Source organism: Acinetobacter sp. SK-43 (assembly GCF_015351505.1).
Taxonomy (GTDB): domain Bacteria; phylum Pseudomonadota; class Gammaproteobacteria; order Pseudomonadales; family Moraxellaceae; genus Acinetobacter; species Acinetobacter junii.
On record NZ_JADKPY010000027.1, the window covers coordinates 12,259 to 31,246 of the forward strand.

The 18,988-nt window shown below is 36.3% G+C and carries 16 protein-coding genes and 1 pseudogene; 12 read left to right on the top strand and 5 right to left on the bottom strand.

All coding sequences use genetic code 11. The annotated features are described in order from the left end of the window. Positions 1-299 precede the first annotated feature (299 nt). Positions 300-924 (top strand): annotated as a pseudogene (locus tag IRT38_RS06855) (LysE family translocator). 57 nt (positions 925-981) lie between these two features. On the opposite strand, the gene IRT38_RS06860 reads toward IRT38_RS06855, so the two are convergent. The 3 genes from IRT38_RS06860 to metG form a co-directional block, all read right to left on the bottom strand. Further along, entirely contained in the window at positions 982-1,950 is a 969-nt protein-coding gene (locus tag IRT38_RS06860; RefSeq protein WP_194597280.1) for an MBL fold metallo-hydrolase, read from the bottom strand. A 506-nt stretch (positions 1,951-2,456) separates the two neighbouring features. Beyond that, positions 2,457-3,098, bottom strand: a complete 642-nt coding sequence (locus tag IRT38_RS06865) for a hypothetical protein (RefSeq protein WP_194597281.1) — start codon at positions 3,096-3,098, stop codon at positions 2,457-2,459. Positions 3,099-3,252: 154 nt separating this feature from the next. Beyond that, positions 3,253-5,310 carry a methionine--tRNA ligase gene (metG, locus tag IRT38_RS06870; protein ID WP_194597282.1) on the bottom strand — a complete coding sequence of 686 codons (2,058 nt, stop codon included), beginning with the start codon at positions 5,308-5,310 and terminating at the stop codon, positions 3,253-3,255. A gap of 200 nt (positions 5,311-5,510) precedes the next feature. On the opposite strand from metG, the gene IRT38_RS06875 reads away from it, so the two are divergent. Continuing rightward, the gene (locus tag IRT38_RS06875; RefSeq protein ID WP_194597283.1) at positions 5,511-5,972 is read left to right on the top strand and encodes a hypothetical protein; all 462 of its coding nucleotides are present in this window, start codon (positions 5,511-5,513) and stop codon (positions 5,970-5,972) included. Between the two features lie 26 nt (positions 5,973-5,998). Here the strand turns inward: IRT38_RS06875 and IRT38_RS06880 are convergent, their stop codons facing one another. After that, a complete protein-coding gene (locus IRT38_RS06880) occupies positions 5,999-6,496 on the bottom strand; it encodes a hypothetical protein (protein WP_194597284.1) in 498 nt (165 codons plus the stop codon). A gap of 107 nt (positions 6,497-6,603) precedes the next feature. On the opposite strand from IRT38_RS06880, the gene IRT38_RS06885 reads away from it, so the two are divergent. The 4 genes from IRT38_RS06885 (at position 6,604) to IRT38_RS06900 (ending at position 10,250) form a co-directional block, all read left to right on the top strand. Continuing rightward, positions 6,604-7,140, top strand: coding sequence for a GNAT family N-acetyltransferase (locus tag IRT38_RS06885; RefSeq protein WP_194597285.1), 537 nt, complete (start codon positions 6,604-6,606; stop codon positions 7,138-7,140). A gap of 192 nt (positions 7,141-7,332) precedes the next feature. After that, a complete protein-coding gene (locus tag IRT38_RS06890; RefSeq protein WP_194597286.1) occupies positions 7,333-7,869 on the top strand; it encodes a hypothetical protein in 537 nt (178 codons plus the stop codon). Between the two features lie 150 nt (positions 7,870-8,019). Next, positions 8,020-9,249 (top strand): iron-sulfur cluster carrier protein ApbC, encoded by a 1,230-nt coding sequence (gene apbC / locus IRT38_RS06895; protein WP_004960251.1) that lies wholly within the window; start codon positions 8,020-8,022, stop codon positions 9,247-9,249. 128 nt (positions 9,250-9,377) lie between these two features. Beyond that, positions 9,378-10,250, top strand: coding sequence for a 5'-methylthioadenosine/S-adenosylhomocysteine nucleosidase (locus IRT38_RS06900; RefSeq protein WP_194597287.1), 873 nt, complete (start codon positions 9,378-9,380; stop codon positions 10,248-10,250). Between the two features lie 18 nt (positions 10,251-10,268). Here IRT38_RS06900 and IRT38_RS06905 read toward each other — a convergent pair whose 3' ends face one another. Next, positions 10,269-10,826, bottom strand: a complete 558-nt coding sequence (locus IRT38_RS06905; protein WP_194597288.1) for a DUF2062 domain-containing protein — start codon at positions 10,824-10,826, stop codon at positions 10,269-10,271. Positions 10,827-11,152: 326 nt separating this feature from the next. Between IRT38_RS06905 and IRT38_RS06910 the strand changes: the two genes are divergently transcribed. The 6 genes from IRT38_RS06910 (at position 11,153) to IRT38_RS06935 (ending at position 18,968) form a co-directional block, all read left to right on the top strand. Next, a complete protein-coding gene (locus IRT38_RS06910) occupies positions 11,153-11,746 on the top strand; it encodes a LysE family translocator (RefSeq protein WP_112987335.1) in 594 nt (197 codons plus the stop codon). Between the two features lie 105 nt (positions 11,747-11,851). After that, a complete protein-coding gene (gene dcd / locus IRT38_RS06915; protein ID WP_004914176.1) occupies positions 11,852-12,421 on the top strand; it encodes a dCTP deaminase in 570 nt (189 codons plus the stop codon). 239 nt (positions 12,422-12,660) lie between these two features. Continuing rightward, complete coding sequence (locus tag IRT38_RS06920) at positions 12,661-14,223, top strand: hypothetical protein (protein ID WP_194597289.1); 1,563 nt, start codon at positions 12,661-12,663, stop codon at positions 14,221-14,223. Between the two features lie 65 nt (positions 14,224-14,288). Further along, complete coding sequence (locus IRT38_RS06925; RefSeq protein ID WP_194597290.1) at positions 14,289-15,770, top strand: tryptophan 7-halogenase; 1,482 nt, start codon at positions 14,289-14,291, stop codon at positions 15,768-15,770. A 261-nt stretch (positions 15,771-16,031) separates the two neighbouring features. Next, positions 16,032-18,152, top strand: coding sequence for a hypothetical protein (locus tag IRT38_RS06930; RefSeq protein ID WP_194597291.1), 2,121 nt, complete (start codon positions 16,032-16,034; stop codon positions 18,150-18,152). A gap of 12 nt (positions 18,153-18,164) precedes the next feature. After that, positions 18,165-18,968, top strand: a complete 804-nt coding sequence (locus tag IRT38_RS06935; RefSeq protein ID WP_125298934.1) for a hypothetical protein — start codon at positions 18,165-18,167, stop codon at positions 18,966-18,968. Positions 18,969-18,988: the final 20 nt, after the last annotated feature.

The following is an 18,988-nucleotide window of genomic DNA, read 5'->3' on the forward strand; positions in this document are numbered from 1 at the left end:
TGAATCTATAAGGTGATTTTTGTTATTCAAAATAGTGAAATAGTGAAGTAAATATTTAATCTTTTAGCTGGTTAAATAAGAAATGTAGATGGTTGATTTTTTATTTAATAGCACATCTTGGCTCTGTATTTTTGATGGTTTTTTTATATAAGTTATTTGGTTTTTATTATTGTTTTTAATTAATTTGTTGAATTATAAGATTTTATCTATGCACTGTGGTTTGTAAAAAATAGTATCTTGTATGAGTCTTTTTCGCATAAAATATTTGCTAGAAAATTATTCTAATTTTGAGGTTTATCTTGGAATCAATATTGATTTTAGGCTCGATTACATTGGCATTGATGTTAGGTGCGATTAGCCCTGGTCCTACATTTATTTATGTTGCAAAAAAACTCGATTGCGATTTCACGTAAACATGGTTTATTTACTGCGCTTGGCACAGGTACGGGTGCCGCGTTGTTTGGTTTTCTAGCTGTGATGGGATTACAGGCAATCTTACTTGCAGTGCCTTCAGCATATTTGGCTTTAAAAATCTTTGGTGGTCTGTATTTACTTTGGCTCGCATATAAAATTATTAAACATGCCAAAGAACCAATGGCATCAACGGAGGGTGCAGTTCATAACATGAGCTATGCACAAGCTTTTCGTTTAGGTCTTATCACGCAGTTGAGTAATCCTAAAATTGCAATCGTGCTTGCCAGTATTTTTACTGCTTTATTACCTAAAGAAATTCCAACGTATTTCTATGTGGTGTTGCCAATTTTGTGTTTCTTTATTGATGCAGGTTGGTATTCTCTAGTGGCTGTTGCATTGTCAGCAGAAGGACCACGTAAAGTTTATTTAAAATCTAAAGCTGTTTTTGATCGTATCGCAGGTGGGGTGATGACCTTGCTTGGATTGAAGTTGATCTTTGGAATGAAGTGATAAAAGAAGCGACCAAGAAGGTCGCTTTTTTTATGGACTAATTCTAAATAAAAACATTTAATCTTTGAAATGAGTTGGAATCCATTGATAGCTTTTTCCATCGGCTGAATAAATGTGTCCAATGCCGGGGAAAGGTAAATGTGGTGCAGCAATCGTTTGTCCTTTTTTAGCAAAATCAGCGAATTGCTTTAAACGCGTTTCAACGGCTTTTTTCGGGTCTATATCGTATTCAATTGCCGTTTCAGGCTTATCAAATTGCACAGTATGTGAATGTACGATATCTCCAATAAACACCACGTTTTCATCTTTGGTTTTTAATTCATAACTAAAATGTCCTGGTGTATGTCCCGCCGTGTTAATGACTTTAAAGCCCTGAATTTCATCACCGAGTTTATAAGTTTTAAAACGTTGTTTGGCTTGGTAAGGCGCAATCGCTTGTTTAATTTTCTCAACCGTACCTGAGTAATTGGCTTGTTTTTCTTTCGGTAGTTTTGCTGCTTGTTTTGGATCTAGCCAATATTTTGCTTCATCATTCGATACGTATACGGTTGCATTAGGGAAATTGGCAACGCCATCTTTACTGATACCACAGACATGATCGGGATGTAGATGTGTGAGTAGAATGGTATCAACTTGTTCAGGTTGATAGCCTGATGCTTTTAGGTTGGTTAAAACTGAACCTAAATGTGCACCGAAACAACTGGCTGCACCACTATCCACTAAAACCAATGATTTTCCAGTATTGACGAGGAAGGCATTTACTGAGGTCTGTATACCTTTCTTTTGATCTGCATAGTATTTTTTTAAGATTTCCTGCACTTGTTGTTTAGAAATATCTTTAAATAAGTTTGGCAACATAAAGTTAGTACCATCAAGCAGGGCAGTGATTTGTACGTCACCTGCTTGATATTGGTAGTAGCCTGCAACCTGTGGATTGGTTTTGGTTGGCTCGACAGGAGTGATGGCTTGAGTTAATGGTGCTGTTAATAAGCTTAATGTAACGAAGATTGGTTTTAGGCTTTTCATATGATTCTTATAAATTTAAAATAGTGATTATTTTTAACATGAATAGATCACGTGCAAAAGTATAATTTTTTTTCGGAATTAAATAAAATTTCCTGTATTAAAAATATTTCAATTGGCTCATTGGGAAATAAATCTTGATTTTTCAGAAAAATACTAAGTTCTTTTTCGTTTATTTGCTTTTTAAATTCTGTAGAAAATATAAGTTTATCTTTTGAATCAAGCATAAGCTCTGTTAAAAATTGTTTTCCTTCAAATTTATGTAAATCTAAAGACTCAAAGATTTCAATGGAATTTTCATTACATAATGTCCCAACATAAATATATGAAGTTTTTTTATATTCTTCTTTTAGTATAAAAAAAGTATATGGTTCTTTATCCTCACCTTTTGTTAAATCAAAAAAATGTGAAAATATAATTCCTGATTTTTTTAGTCTATATTTTTTGCTAGTAATATAAAAAACACCCGTAACTAAACCTTGCCAAATTTTTTGATAAATTTCTTTTGATCATTCTAATCTATTTTTTGTATTTTTTAACTTCTCTTCTCTAGTATTTATAAAATCTGTAGAGATATCATTTGGACTTTGATTATTTAAAGATTTAAGTTCGTTAAAAATATTTTCAAAAACTTTGATTTCAGACTCCAAATTTCGGATATTTTCATATAACATTCTGAGGTATTGATAATTGAGTAATTTGTTGTTATACAAAATTTCTGCATTATCTAACTCATTAAATAAATCCCGATCATGATCTCTACAATATCCAAAAAATGAACAAGAAAATTTGGTTGATTTCTGCTTAAAAGTATATTTATATGGGTTTTCTTTTAAATCTAGATCTAAAACATCTATAATAATTTTATCGTTAATTTTATTTCCTAAAAAATTATCTAATTTATTTTTTGAAATTACATGAGAATTAATACTCTTTGCATTACAACCATTATGCTGGCATTTTTTATCATTATTTTTTTGATTATTAATGATTTTACTTATGACTTCTCTTGCATGAGTGTTCATTTTCTTTGTCGGTGAATCATAAATTATTTTACGTATAAGATTAGCTAAGTTTGGATTTTCAGCGCCAACTTCATTTAATAATAATTCGACATCTAAGAAGCTTAAATTGTTTTCTTGATTGTCCATGATCTGCTCCTAATCAGGGTTTTATTTATAATTTAAGCTCTTTAAATAATAATAGAACATTAAATTCGATTACTTATATCTAATGTTAATTCAATTTACACCCAATAAAAAGCCCCTACAAAGTAGAGGCTTTTTCTCATCTCAGATCTAAATCTTAAGACACTTTATCACCAGCTTTAGCACCAGATTCAGGTGAAATTACCCAAACACCTTCACCATTACCTGCGGCAAGTACCATACCGTTAGAAATACCAAAACGCATCTTACGTGGTGCAAGGTTCGCGACCATCACTACTAATTTGCCTTTTAAATCTTCTGGCTGATAAAACTCACGAATACCACTAAACACATTACGTGGTTCAGCTTCACCTACATTTAACGTGAGTTGAAGTAATTTATCAGAACCTTCTACCGTTGCAGCTTCTAAAACTTCAGCTACACGGAGGTCAACTTTCATAAAGTCTTCAATACCAATAATTTCAGCTTCACCCACTTTAGGCTCAGACTTCTTCTCGGCTTTCTTCTCTTTTTTCTTTTCCACTTTTGGTGCTTCTGCCGCAGCAGCTAAAGAGTCTTTAGATGCATCCACCATGGCTGCAACTGCTTTAGGATCAACACGCTGCATAAGTGGTTGAAATTGAGCAATTTCGTGTGCAACGAGGATTTGCTGACGTGATGCAAAGTCAAAGCTTTCAAGTTGTAAGAAAGACTGAACTTGAGCCGCAAGTGTTGGAAGCACTGGAGCTAAGTAAATCGCAAGCTGACGGAATAAGTTGATACCAACTGAGCAAACATCATGAACTTGTTGTTCTTGACCTTCTTGCTTCGCAAGCGCCCACGGTTTTTTCTCATCAATATATTGATTCGCTTTGTCAGCAAGAGCCATGATTTCACGAATAGCAGCAGAGAATTCACGTGCTTCATAGGCTTGAGCAATTGAATCGCCCGCATCAATAAAGCTTTGAACCAATTCAGGTTCAGCGCATGTGTTTGAAAGCGTATTATTGAAATTGCTGTTAATGAATTTTGCACAACGGCTGGCAATATTTACCACTTTACCTACAAGGTCAGAATTCACTTTCTGTACGAAGTCATCCAAATTCAAATCCGAATCTTCAACTTTGTCAGAAAGCTTAGAAGCAAAGTAATAACGTAAATATTCTGGGTTCAAGTGCTGTAAATAAGTTTCAGCTTTGATGAATGTGCCGCGAGATTTTGACATCTTCTGACCATTCACTGTCAAGAAACCATTTACAAATAAACCAGATGGCGTGCGGTAGTTCGCACCTTCAAGCATTGCAGGCCAGAACAGTGCATGGAAGTAAACAATGTCTTTACCAATGAAGTGATAAACTTCTTTGTCGCTGTCTTTTTTCCAGAAATCATCAAAGCTTAGATCAGGACGTTTAGTTTTGATGTAGTTTTCAAAACTCGACATATAACCAATCGGAGCGTCTACCCAAACATAGAAATATTTGTTTGGTGCATCTGGAATTTCAAAACCGAAATAAGGCGCATCACGTGAAATATCCCAATCTGATAAACCCGATTCAAACCATTCATCTAGTTTGTTGGCAATAGACAATGGTAAACGACCTTGATCACGTGTCCATTTCTGTAAGTATTCTGAGAAATTCGGTAGTTTAAAGAAATAGTGATCTGATGATTTCTCAACTGGCGTTGCACCACTCAATGTTGAGCGTGGGTTTAATAACTCAGTCGCGTTATAAGTTGTACCGCAGACTTCACATGAGTCGCCGTATTGATCTTCCGCTTTACATTTCGGGCACGTGCCTTTAATGAAACGATCAGACAAGAACATGCCTTTTTCAGGATCAAATAATTGTGTGACAGAGCGAACAGCGATATTGCCTGCTTCACGGTTTTTGATGTAAATCTCAGATGCACGTGCTTTGTTTGCATCGCAATGAGTTGAATCATAATGATCGAAATGCACACCAAAACCATCAAAATCACGAATGTGTTCTTTCTGAACATTGGCAATTTGCGCTTCAGGGCTGATGCCATTCGCTTCAGCACGTAACATGATCGCTGTACCATGAGCATCATCCGCACATACGTAAGTCACGTCATGACCCATTGCACGCATCGCACGAACCCAAATATCTGCTTGGATATAACCGAGTAAGTGACCCATATGGATAGGACCATTGGCATAAGGAAGGGCATTGGTGACTAAAATTTTACGCACGGATATTGTTCTCTCATTCGTATTTACAAGGTGGATGATTTTACATGACTTAAGAGCGACTTGCACAAGGGAATCGGTGAAATCTTTTTAGCCTGAAGGGAATCTTATTTTGAAACTTCATACAAGCTTCACTTTGGCTTCAATCAAAGTACATCTGTTTGATCGAGAATAATCACAATATCAAAGAGAGGAAAATAAAAATGAGGTCTTGGTCATTAGTTTTTTCATCAGTCTCAGCCAGTTTAGTTTCTGTTTTTAGTTTTGTGATTCCATTTTGTTTGTTCTTAAATTATCGACAGAATCATCTGCTTCATGTAGTCAGTGATGGCATGGAAGTTATGATGTATTTGACCCCAATCCTCATCGTTTTGGCTTTTATCTTTTATCTGATTGTTTTTGCAGTATTGAAACTGCCCACTCAGATTTTTGATTCATACCAGTTTTTAAAAATAAGTTTTGTGATCTTAGTTGCTTGGGCTTTACTTGTCTTAACGATTCTGTTCGAAGATCAAGTGAACCACATTGATTTTTCAACTTTAAAAATTGGTGTTGTGATGTATTTCATGATGCTGCCGATTTTAGCTTTGAGTTGTATGGGGGCGAACAGTTGTTATTTTGTGATGAATAAAGTAAATCAAAAGAAGAATATGATCTTATTTTGATTAAAAAAAGTATGTATCCCAAAGGATCACATACTTTGCATCTGCTTAACGGTCACACTTTGCTTAGAGTTCTTTCTTAAAGAGATGATTTTCCCTTTAGATAAGAAATGGATGTGATAGCTTTTTAAACTATTGGTTTTTGGATCAACTGTAATTTCGGCAAAGAGTGGCGTTTGCCAAAGTTCATCACTTCCTAAAGTTCCCAACCAAGCTTGAGCTTTAATTTCAGCGGTAAATTCATCTTTAACTTGTAGATCGCTAATACTTAATTCACTACACCAATGAACGGTCTTTGGGAATTCAACTTTTGAAAATTTCCAACAAATTGAAAGTGCCAAACTTGTTGCGATTCCCGCATAATCGTTGCTTTCATTATGAATGACAGGAAGTAATTGTTCTGACAAATCACCTTCAAAAGAATCAATCATGCTTTGGATTCTTCTTTTACTTGAAAGAATATAGTTCAGGCGTTTTTGTTGAGCTTGCAGTTCATTTTGAATTTCTAGAAGTTCATTTTCATTCATATATAAAGCTTTATAAGTCAGGTTAATTTCACGATAGCGCAAAAGTATATCTGATCTAATTCTCTATATTGTGAATAGTTTTTAATACAAATTTAATGGTTCTAAAAATGATCGAAACACCAAGACTGATTTTACGCCAATGGCGAGACACGGATTATTTACCTTTTGCAGAGATGAGTGCTAATCCAGAGGTTATGCGGTATTTTCCAAAAGTTTTAACTCGTGCTGAAAGCGATGCATATATAGATAAATTAAAGACAATTATTGAAAAACAGGGTTGGGGCTTTTGGGCAGTAGAATTAAAACAGACTCAACAATTGATAGGCTTGGTAGGATTACATGATCAACCCACACAGTTTTCATTTTCGCCTTGTGTTGAAATTGGCTGGCGCTTAGATCAACCATTTTGGGGCAAAGGTTATGCAAAAGAAGCAGCAAATGCAGCCTTAGATTTTGCTTTTAATCATTTGCAGCTTGAAACTGTTGTGTCTTTTACCACTTTAGAAAATCTGCGATCACAAGCGCTTATGCAAAGCTTAGGGATGAGGAAATTAGTAGAATTTCAACATCCTGCTCTAGCTAAAGATCATCCATTAAGTTGGCATGTATTGTATGAGATTCAGCAGTCTGCTCGTATCAAGTAATTTAGTTGTGTTATGCATTTATATGATTTTTATATATGAAAATTCAAATGGTTATTAATCAGCAATAAATTTGAATCATCCTGTATCCCATTTGTTTCAATTTGCAGCAAACACGATAAGTGTAGGCAGAATCTTGTATAACTGTAATAGAAATCAACGACAGCTTTTACGAAATAACAAGAGGAACAAGACATGAGTAATGACAAAATTGATCAGTTAAAACAGTTCGCAGCAAAAGATTTAGAGCAAACCAAAGCAGACTTTCAGCAGGCTAAAGATAAAGTCAGCGAGCTTGGAAGTGATATCAAACAAAAAGGTCAGGAAACTGTGGAGGATGTAAAAAACTTCGCAGCGAAAGATATTGATCAAACTAAAGCTGATTTACAGCAAGCTAAAGATAAAGCCAATGAGTTGAAGCAAAAAGGCGAGCAAGCTTTAGATGATTTAAAGACCAATGCAAGCGATCAATACGGTGAAAGTAAAGCTGCATTATCAGCTAAAGCAGATGAGTTAAAAGAAAAACTGGCGGATACTCAACATGCTGCCAAAGAGAAATTAGATCACTTTAAAGAAGAGGCAACGCATAAATTAGAAGATGCAAAAGCCAAAGCAACTGAGTTGAAAGATGAGGCAGCTGCAAAATTTGATGATCTGAAAGCTCAAGCTAGCAGCAAGTTAGATGATTTAAAGAAAGCTGCCACTGATACGATCAATAAATTCAAAGGTTAATCACTATAAAGCTTTAACAATCGACGCTGATAGGCAAAGATAAATTGCGACATAAAATTGAGCAATTACGGTCTTTGATATGAGCGTCGAATCTTCAATACTGCTAAACTAACCACATTCAGTGAGTATGATCAGTTTTTGGAGTACAAAATGTCGTGGCTTTCTTCCTTAAAATCCGTTTTTTCGCCTGCGCAAGAAGTGAAGGAAGATGAAATCCAAACAGTCCTTCAAAATTATATTCTTCCAAACTCTGAAAATGCCTTGAAAGATCGTATCAGCCAAGTCAATGTTCAAGGTCGCATCCTACAGCTCACGATCAATACATTTCCTGAAGAAAAAGATCATTTACAACAAATCCATGATGAACTTGCAGATGCCTTAGAAAAGTGTGGTATCCAAGAACTCAATCTGCATATTATTCAGCAGAAACACGCTGCTCATGGCGAAGCGGGACATAGTTGTTCATCTAAACCAAAAGCACAAAACACCAACCTTCCTCCAGTCATGGATGCATCTCCGAAAGCTGAAGCAGACCCAAATAATCCTCCGATTGAAAAAGCTGCGCCACAACAACGAGATGTTGCTCCACATCCACGTATTCAAAACGTAATCTTGGTTTCGTCGGGTAAAGGTGGTGTAGGTAAATCAACCACAACTGTGAATCTTGCGCTCGCATTGCAAAAACTCGGTTTAAAAGTTGGGGTGTTGGATGCAGATATCTATGGTCCGAGTATTCCAACTATGTTGGGCAATGCTGGTCGCACACCTCAGATTGAAAATGAACATTTTGTTCCTTTAGATGCTTATGGTATGGCTGTGATTTCAATCGGACATCTGATTGGTGCGCATAACACTCCTGTAGCATGGCGTGGTCCTAAAGCCACTGGCGCATTGATGCAGTTATTTAATCAAACTTTGTGGCCAGATTTAGATGTATTGGTTATCGACATGCCACCAGGTACTGGCGATATTCAATTAACGCTTGCACAGCGTATCCCAGTGACTGGTGCGGTAATTGTTACTACACCGCAAAATGTTGCCTTAATGGATGCGGTAAAAGGGATTGAATTATTTAATAAAGTGAATATTCCTGTACTCGGTGTGATTGAGAATATGTCAACACATGTTTGTTCTAACTGTGGACATGAAGAGCAAATATTTGGTACGGGTGGTGGTGATCAGCTTTCTGAACAATATGACATACCTTTACTAGGTCGTTTACCTTTAGATGCAAAAATCCGAGAGAATGCCGATAATGGTAAACCAAGTGTCATTGCACAAGATGTCGCTTCTGAAAGCTATATCAATATTGCGGAAAGTGTCTTAAAACAGATGGAAAAACTTCCAAAACGTCAGAGAGATGACAAGCGCATTTTCTAATTGATGGTTTTTTTTAAGTTCGGCCCAACATTTCGTTGGGCTTTTCTTTGTTTAATGTTTTAAATATATCGTTTGGTAAAATATGGCATGGGAGTTGCTTCATCACTATTTTATTTTCGAGTGATGATATGAAGTCCGTCAAAAGAGCTGTAAGTATTCTGGGATTGTGTAGTGCATTTTTACTGAGTGCTTGTAATGGTGAAGATTCTCCAAAAGAGACTGAGCAATTAGAAACTAAATTACAACCCATCGTGATCCAAGGTGCTTTACCTGTCGAATCTGAACGTATGGCATCAAAATTAGAGAATGTCAGTGTTGAAACAGTGGGTGGATGGAAGTTTTGGAAAGGAACTTATAAAGGTTATCCAGTGATCGTATCCAAAACACGTATGGGCATGAGTAATTCTGCCGCAGCTACAGCACTTGCAATTGAGCGATATCAACCCATTGCAATTATTAATCAAGGTACATCAGGCGGGCTTGATCCTGCTTTAAAGGTGTTTGATATTGTATTAGGCAAATACACCACAAATATCGGTGCGTTTAGAACACCAAGATTACCGATAGGGGGCGGCTCAAACTCATTGGCATGGACAGAGGCATTTGATGTATTACCAGAAGATGAGTCTGATCCTGAACCGATTGCGATACGCAAATTTGAAGGTGATCAACAGTTACTGATTGCTGCACATACAGCAAAAGCTTCTTATAGCAAAGGGAATGTGGTTGAGGGAACGATTGGTTCAGCAGATGTTTGGAATAATGAGCTAGATCGAATCCAGTTTTTCCATAATAATTATCAAACTTCTGTAGAGGAGATGGAGGCAGCTTCCGTTGCACAGATTGCACATCAGTTTGATGTTCCATTTTTAGGTATAAGAATTTTATCTAATAATATTACTAATAATGGTGCATATAACCCTGCTACGGGTGAGGCATGTCAGGACTATGTACTTGATGTGGTTGAACAATACATGAAACAACAATTGGATAAAAACTAAAGATTTAGAAGAAATCAGCTACATGATTTCTTCTTGATTATTTTGAATTCTATTTTTCCAACTTTTTATAACAAACCAGCGCCATAAGAGGTGAGTTGCACAATAAAACAATAAAGCAAACAGAATGGCTTCTATGACTAAACCTGAAATTAAGATTTTTGCCAGACTCAAGTCTATATGCCCATGCCCAAAGTTTTTTAACCAATTGATGATTTGATGTAGCACACCCAATAACATCTCTTGATCAATCATATTGACATTATAAATCTTAGTTCCAAACCAAAAGCCTAAATAAAGTATAGGAACTACAGTGAGAGGATTGGTCAGCCATGCCATACACAGTCCGATCGGCAAATTAACCTCAAACCATAGGATTGTCAGAATAATAAATAAACTATGGAAAGGTACAGGTAATATGCCCCAAAAGGTACCAATAAACATCGCTTTGGCGATAGAGTGACGATTCACATACCAAAGTAAAGGATTTAAGGTACTTTGCCCAAAAATGCGCATAAACTTGAGTTGAGCAACTTTCTCTGATGAAGGAAGCCACTTATGAAAAAATTGCTTAGGCATAAAATATTGGTGAGTAGAAGAATGGAAATAGTGTGATCAACTGATTATAAAATAGCACTTTTTGCTTAGGCTTAGCTTAAATTTCATGCTACATCTTAATCTAATCAGTAAAATGTTATTCAAAAATTCACGGTAATCGTACTTTAAATATACATAGATATCTAGGTGACTGTTCAGTAGTGAGCTACTTGAAATTTATAAAGATGAAATAAAATAAATAGTTAAATAATTGTAGTGAAATTAACGTTATAAGTGCTTACAGTTATTTTTTTGCTATAAAATTGTAATTGGATTAATCTCAGAGAATCCTTTAGTGAGGTCATTCAATGATTTCATGGTTTTTCATTGGTTTAGTTATAACCATATTATTTACTCCTGGCCCAACCAACACATTATTGGCATCATCTGGTGTTCAGGTTGGTGTACGCAAATCACTTTTACTTATCCCAGCTGAAGCATTGGGTTATATCGTTGCTATAACAGCTTGGGGTATGTTGATTGGCAAAGTATCAACAGCTTTACCATTACTTCCTACCTTTTTAAAGTTAATGAGCGCTGGCTATATTTTGTATTTGGCGATTAAGCTTTGGCGTACAGCGAATCAACAAGTGGCATTAAATCAACCAACTATTCGCCCACGTGAATTATTGTTTGCTACGCTTTTAAATCCTAAAGCGTTGTTGTTTGCTTCTGCAATTTTTCCAGCAGTTGCATGGAAGAACCAAGACATTTACTTAGTACATATGAGTGTTTTTGTTGGTTTGATTTTGCCGATTGCTCTGTTTTGGATATCTGTTGGAGCAATGTTGGCGACCAATAAGGTTAAATGGCTTTCACAATCAAAATTACAACGCACAGCATCTGTCGTGCTTATTAGTTTTTCAATCCCGATCAGCTATTCTGCATTAATCAATTTATAAAGTATCTCTGCTATTCTGCCTATCAGGATAGCAGTCTTATTTTCATTAATGATGATTTACGTTAAAGTACCTGCCAATCATTAATTTAGATTTTGGAAAAAAGTCATGGCAATAAAATCTGATCGTTGGATTCGTGAAATGAGCGAAAAACACGGCATGATTGAACCTTATGCAGAGAATCAAGTTCGTTATGGTGAAAATGGCGAAAAGTTGATTTCTTATGGGGTGTCGAGCTATGGCTATGATGTTCGATGCGCACGTGAATTCAAAGTATTTACCAACGTTCATTCAGCGATTGTTGATCCTAAAAACTTTGACGATAAAAGTTTTATTGATATTGAATCAGACGTTTGTATCATCCCACCAAACTCATTTGCCTTAGCGCGTACCATTGAATATTTCCGTATTCCGCGAAATGTACTTACTGTTTGTTTGGGTAAGTCGACTTATGCGCGTTGCGGTATTATTGTAAATGTGACACCGTTAGAGCCTGAGTGGGAAGGTCACGTTACTTTAGAATTTTCCAATACAACAAACCTACCTGCGCGTATCTATGCGGGTGAGGGTGTCGCACAAATGCTTTTCTTTGAAAGCGATGAAGTATGTGAAACATCATATAAAGATCGTGGTGGCAAATACCAAGGTCAGACAGGCGTGACTTTACCTAAGACCTAATAATTAGCCCATCTATAACATGATGGGCTTTTTTCTACATATCATTTCTTACAAAATACTTTATCGTTAAAAATAGTTCAGATGAATGAAGCTAGTATTTTGATAAAAATAGGATAGAATGAACATAATTTGGTTTGTTTTTGTACAGAATCACTATAAGCTCATTTAAAGGCCGAGTTGTGGTTTGGCATAACACCTATAAAAAAAATACGGATGTTTAGAACATGGAGGTCGGTTTCATGCGACGGTTTAAGTCTCTTCATTTGGCATTGTTGGCTTTGAGCGGATTATGCTTAAATACTGCTTATGCTAATACTTCTACTTTAACAAGCTTAACTGATACTGAAATGTCGGCTACGACTGGTCAAGCATTGATGAGTTTGTCATATATTGCTCCGACAGATGGTGCTAATTTAGAAAAATTACGAGACAGTAGTAGTAATGTTGGTTTCTATAAGCTTGGATTGGAAGCTAAGGTGGAACTGAATGCTAATATTCGTAATCTTCAGTTAGGTTGTGGAGGTGCGAATGGTGCAAATGGTTGTGATATTGATATTAAAAATTTAGCTTTAAGTGGTTTAAATGATGGTACCGTGGCAACTGGACCGCAGCAAGGTAGTCCTACATTTAATGGTGAAAGAGCAGCAACAAGTGCAAAAATTACGAATCCCTTTCTAGAGTTTGCGATTAATAATCCTGATTCTGCTTCTAGTAGAGAAGTGGTTGGTTTCCGTCTTAGTGCAGAAGCGATTGAAGGATTATTAAGTGCGGGATTAGAAAATCTTAGTACCATATCAACTACCGATGGTATCCAAAGTTTAAGCGGTTACTTGCAACTAGCGAATCTCAGTGGACAAGTATCCACTGCTCCAACAACCTTCGGTGCTGCAGGTGCAAGTGGTTGTGCTGCAGTAGTTGGTCAAGCAAATGGATCATGCCAAGCAATCGCTGGTAAGATTGATTCAACTGTTGGTGGACAGCGTGGATTTGTAAGTTATACCTCTGCTGCATCATCGGATACATTAGGTATTTCAGTACCCGGTCTAACTGTTCCATTTACTAAAAATAGTGTGTCGGTGATTTCTGGTAACCGAATGACTTCTGCTGTCGTAAATAATATTAATGTTACAGTACCTCATATTGCTTTGGATTGTGCTCGATCAAACCGAGCTAGTGCAGCAGCATGTGGTAATGCACCAACAAGTAACTTTGTAAATCAATTATCAGTAGATTTAATTCAATATGGTAATTATCCAGATGGAACAAGTTTAACTACAAATGGAAATAGTAATGATTGTATTAGTATCATCGTTTGTATTGTTGGCACCGCACAGTTCCAAATGGGTGCTGGTTCAACATTAGATGGTTTAAATTTAAATGTAACATTTAATGAGGCTTTAAACTTATTCCACAATATTCCGTTAAGAGGAACGGGTGGGTATCTAGCTTTACAAAGTAAAGCTTTACAATGGCCAGGTTCAAATAGCGATGATATTGCGCAAAAAGGTTGGTGGTTGTCATTTAAAGATCCAATTGATTTGGGTTATTTAACCTCTACTAATAAAGCGGATATTTCCGCTGTACTACCTCAGGTAGCAGGCTTTGTTACAAAAGCCTTAATGGAAGGGAGTGATATTCCTGTAAGTCTAATTGATGGTTTAGGTGCAGCAACAGGCAATCCATTAGTTAAGACGCTTAATATTGATGTTAGTAGTCAAACAGCAAACCTTTCTTTGAGTAATCTCCAACTGACATCACAGTATGTAAAAAGTAACTGTTATGGTGGTAATCTTTTCTGTTAGGTCTGTTTTTTATTTTAAAAGAAAAGCAGCTTAGGCTGCTTTTATTATTTATTTAAGGATTAAAAATGTTAAATCTAAGAGGGATGGATAGAGTAGTTGTGGTTGGAGGTGGGACAGCAGGTTGGTTTGCAGCATTGCAACTCAGACAGGTTTTTAGTCCGTCTGTAGAGATCATGGTGATTTCAGCTCCAGAGATTCCTATTGTAGGTGTTGGTGAAGGTGGAGTTTTGAACTTGCTTTCGGTATTACATGATTTGAATATCGATTTAAAAGATTTTATAGAACAAACGGGATCTACGCTTAAATTGGGGTTTCGTTATGAACGATGGAGAACAGGCAAGCAAGAAGACTATTACTATCATCTTTTTCCTCTACCAACTCCTGATTTTGCATGGAATGAGTTTGGGTTTAATCCATATTTATCAGGGTTATTTAACCATGGAATAGATGTTAGTCGCTATATGGCATCTTATGAGTTTAGTGAAGAGCGTAAACCTTTCCAAGAGGTTTTAGAGATTCTCTTGAAAGGAAAGAATAATTTTGGTGCATCGCTACATTTTGACACTTTTAGAGTTGGTCAATATCTTAAGAAAATTGCCTTAGCTAGAGGTATTATTCATGTTGAGCAGAAAATAGAGAATTTTGTATTTAACCCTACAACTGAGAATGTTGCTGCAATTCAATGTGCTGATCACGAGATAAGTTGTGATTTTGTGATAGATGCCTCTGGGTTTTCAAGGCTTTTGATTGGAAAAAAATATCAAAGCCAATGGTGTTCTTTTTCTGATACATTGCCTATGAATAGAGCCTTACCTTTTCATTTGCCGCACAAAAATAAAATTGAATTAGTGACACGAGCAACAGCTATGAGTTCAGGTTGGGTATGGCAAATACCATTGCAAGAGCGTATAGGTGCGGGATATGTATATCATGATCAATTCATCACTGATCAGGAGGCACAACTTGAAGTTGAAAATTGGTTAGGGCACTCTATAAATCCTGTTAAGCCAATTGCATTTGAAGCTGGATATTTTCAACAGGTTTGGATAAAAAATGTAGTAGGAATAGGTTTGGCATCGGGATTCATTGAGCCATTAGAAGCAACATCAATTGGGCAAATGCTCAGTCAATTAAAATTGCTGGTTTCTTTTATAAGAGAAAACCATGGGGTAATTTCACAACAAAATATAGACTTCTATAATCAACAAAATGCTCAATATTGGGAGGGTATACGTGATTTTATTCGTATGCATTATGATACTGGGCGTTCAGACACTCCGTTTTGGAAATTTATGTTAACCGTACCTCAATCGGAAAGTTATCAGGAGCTCAAAAAATGCTGGGTGCATCGGACACCGAGAGATATTGATTTTGTAGAGCATAGTATGGGAGGGATGTCCATGTTTAGTGCCGCTAGTTGGTTCGCTGTGGGTGCTGGAGTGGGTGTAATAAAACCTGAAGCTACCGTAGCAGAGCTTTACGCTTTGCCACCAGATAAAAAGCAAAAATTAGCTAAATTTTTGGAGCAGATAAGACAGAAAGTATAATCGTGCTAGCCAAACAAAAATATGTGTAGGTTATATTTATTTTTCATACATCGGAAAAATGTAACTTTTAACGGGTTTTTTTTGCAATTGCGTAAATAGTAGGCATAATAAAAAGTAAGATTGGGTAGGCGGATTCTGCCTACAATTTGAGTGATGCTTGGAAGCATATCCTTGACTGCGCCTTTTTTGTGGTTGGAAGTCACTCAGGAAGATTTAGAAAAATAACGTTGATGCGGAGCATCGTGTAACAGGAAGGTCAAGATGACTACACTTCATACGGTATCTTTTAAACGAACTGTTTTAGCGACACTAATCGGTTTGTTTCTCAGCAGATATTCTTTTGCATTACAGGAAATTTCTGATGATGCGTTAAGTCAAGCAACTGGTGAAGGTATTGCAATCTTACCAACGGATTACTCTTTTGTTCTTCGTGGAGATAAAACTGGTAATGAAGCATCTTTAACTGATAGAAGCAAAGATACTGGTTATATTCATTATATTCCTATTGGTGGATTGACTTCTATTGTCCAAGATACTAACAAGGATGGTTTAGTCAATTCTTCTGATCATTCTGTGGGTAAAGCTGATCTTTACTTATATGGTTTAGCGTTATCTAAAAACGATAATGATCCTAATAATCGTTTTGGTTCTAAAATTTCAAGTTGGGGTACTGCAAATAACCCTTGGATTTTTAAAGCAGCAACTGCAAATAACGTTCCTGACTTTGCTGGGGGGAATGGAACGATTACATATTTAAATTTTGAAGCACCATTATATGAAACTGGTACAAAAACTGGTGTGGATGCTTATAATTTAAAATTAGCATTATGGGCAGATGCTTTTGTTCGTGACCAAAGTAAAGTTGAAGGAGATGTGGATCAATTTAATCTTGGTGAAAATTTTAGTACAACAGCCACTGGACGTGCTAATCGCTTACGCTTACAAGCGATAGCGAATGGTTTTAGTATGAATGGAAGTAATTTACAAGTTTTCCAAACATTAGGTGGTTCTAATAATAATAATGGTATGAGTTCTTTCTATAATAATACGTTGGGTATTGCGGGAGTTATACGTTTAAACAGTGGTGATGCCCAAAATTTAAAAGCTACTTTTACTGATACAGAGCTTGGTAGTGTTGGTACAACATCTGCTTGGACGACTATTCATAATGGACAAGATTCAGTATTAGGTACATCAAAAACGGCATCTACTGGTAACTGTGGTAACGCCGGTACTGGCGCATTTGATAGTACTTCTCCTGGGTGTTTGTTTATTGTTCAAAAACAAACACGTACAGATACGCGTCAAACTAAACGAGTTTGGAATGTACCTACCAATAGTGTGTTGAGATTAAGTACCCGAGAAACAACTAATACGGCAAATTTATCTACCCCAGCACTCAATGGCGGTAATGCTCCATCTTTTGACGCGAATGAGGGAGTGTTTATCTATAACCCAAATATTAACCTTGTATTAGGAAATCTGTACCAACCAGTCATATTAGGTTCCGATGGTCGTAACTTTAGTTTGGAAATCGCACGTATACCTAATAATCCTGCTATCTATAAAAAAATATATACTGACTATACAGGTAGTGATCCAACTTATTTAGGTTCCACTTGTAATATTTATCAATGTGGTACAAGCGAAGTTTCAGGTTATCAAGGTGGCTCACCTCGAACTGATTACTCAACAACAGCCCTTAATAATAAAAAATTAGCAACTCATAGTAGTATTAGTATTGGTTCTGTTTTTAGTAGTGATGGAGGTAAAACTCTTCAAGCTTATAAAGGTACAGCAGGTACTGATGATGCAGTTGGTATATCTTTTGGTAATTTGCAAAATCCTAATGGATTTATAAGTAATATTACAACAAATACAGCAACACAGGTGCGTTATCTTCAACGTGATATGAATACTTCAACATGGATAACCAACAGTAGATGTACCAGTAGTTCATGGGGAAGTTGTAATGGAGTAACAAACACCACAGGATATTTATATCAGTGGCAATATTATAATAGTTCAGGGACTTTGGTGAATTCTGCAAACGGTTGGACCACGACACCAACTAGCGCGACATTGTGTACTAACGGAGGATCAACAACTTGTAATAACAGTGCAACAGTTACTACAACACCTTTGTATGGCACAATTCCTAACCGGACATGGTCTGATACGGCATTAAATGGAGCGGGTTGGAGAACTAATTTTAATTCAACTCTAAATAATTTTATTGGTTCATCAAACGGGACAACAGGTTATGTAATACCTGCAAGCAACACTGCTCCCACTCCTACTGCACCAAATAGCAATATGGGTTCCGCTGTAATTGATGGCTTGTTGATTCAACATTTTAAAGTTACAACAACTGGATTGTAAGGGTGTAAAAATATGAAAAAAATTATTGTTTTACTATTTTTACTCACTGCAAGTTCCTCAAAAGCTGAATTACAAGCTTTGGATAATCAAACACTTCAGTCTATACAAGGACAGGGTGGAGCAGATTTATCATTTAAACTCTCCTTAAACCATAATATCTTAAGTGATAGCGATTTATTAGCAGGAATTACACCAACCTTTAACTGCGATCCAGCACGCTTAGAGTATTGTCGTCTAGCAATTTCTGTAAATAAACGCTTTGTACAACAGGGTTCAGCTGGAGCAAGCGATCCAGTTTGGTCGATGGCAGCTAGTGATCCTGATATAAACAATAAAGGACGTAAGCTTTGGGTGGTCTTCAAAGGATTGCAGGGTACTTTGAATATCCAGAAATTAGGCTTAGATGCAGTTGATTTACAATACCTTCCAAAAACTGGCACTGGTACGGTAATTAAGCCTGCTATGCAATTTACTTTTGATAGTAGTAAGCCAATTCAAATTCGTAATTTTGGCTTTAATGCATTATCAATTGAGCAAGATACGGGCTCTGTCCTTTCATATTATGATACTAATGGTAATCTGATAGAGGGTACAAGCACTAACCCGCAAGATTATGGATTCTTAAAAACAGGAACATTTAGTGCAGTTCCGCAAAGTACAGGTGTAATTGGGACTTCTTCACCTATTACTGTGACAACAGCAAATAATTATGATACTGGTCGAGAAAGAGGCTTTGTTGGTTTACAAATGAATGGCAATCTTGCAATAGATGGTAAGGTACAAATTTTTGCATGTAGTAATCATGCTCGTTGTTAAATTTTATTGAATTCAAAGGA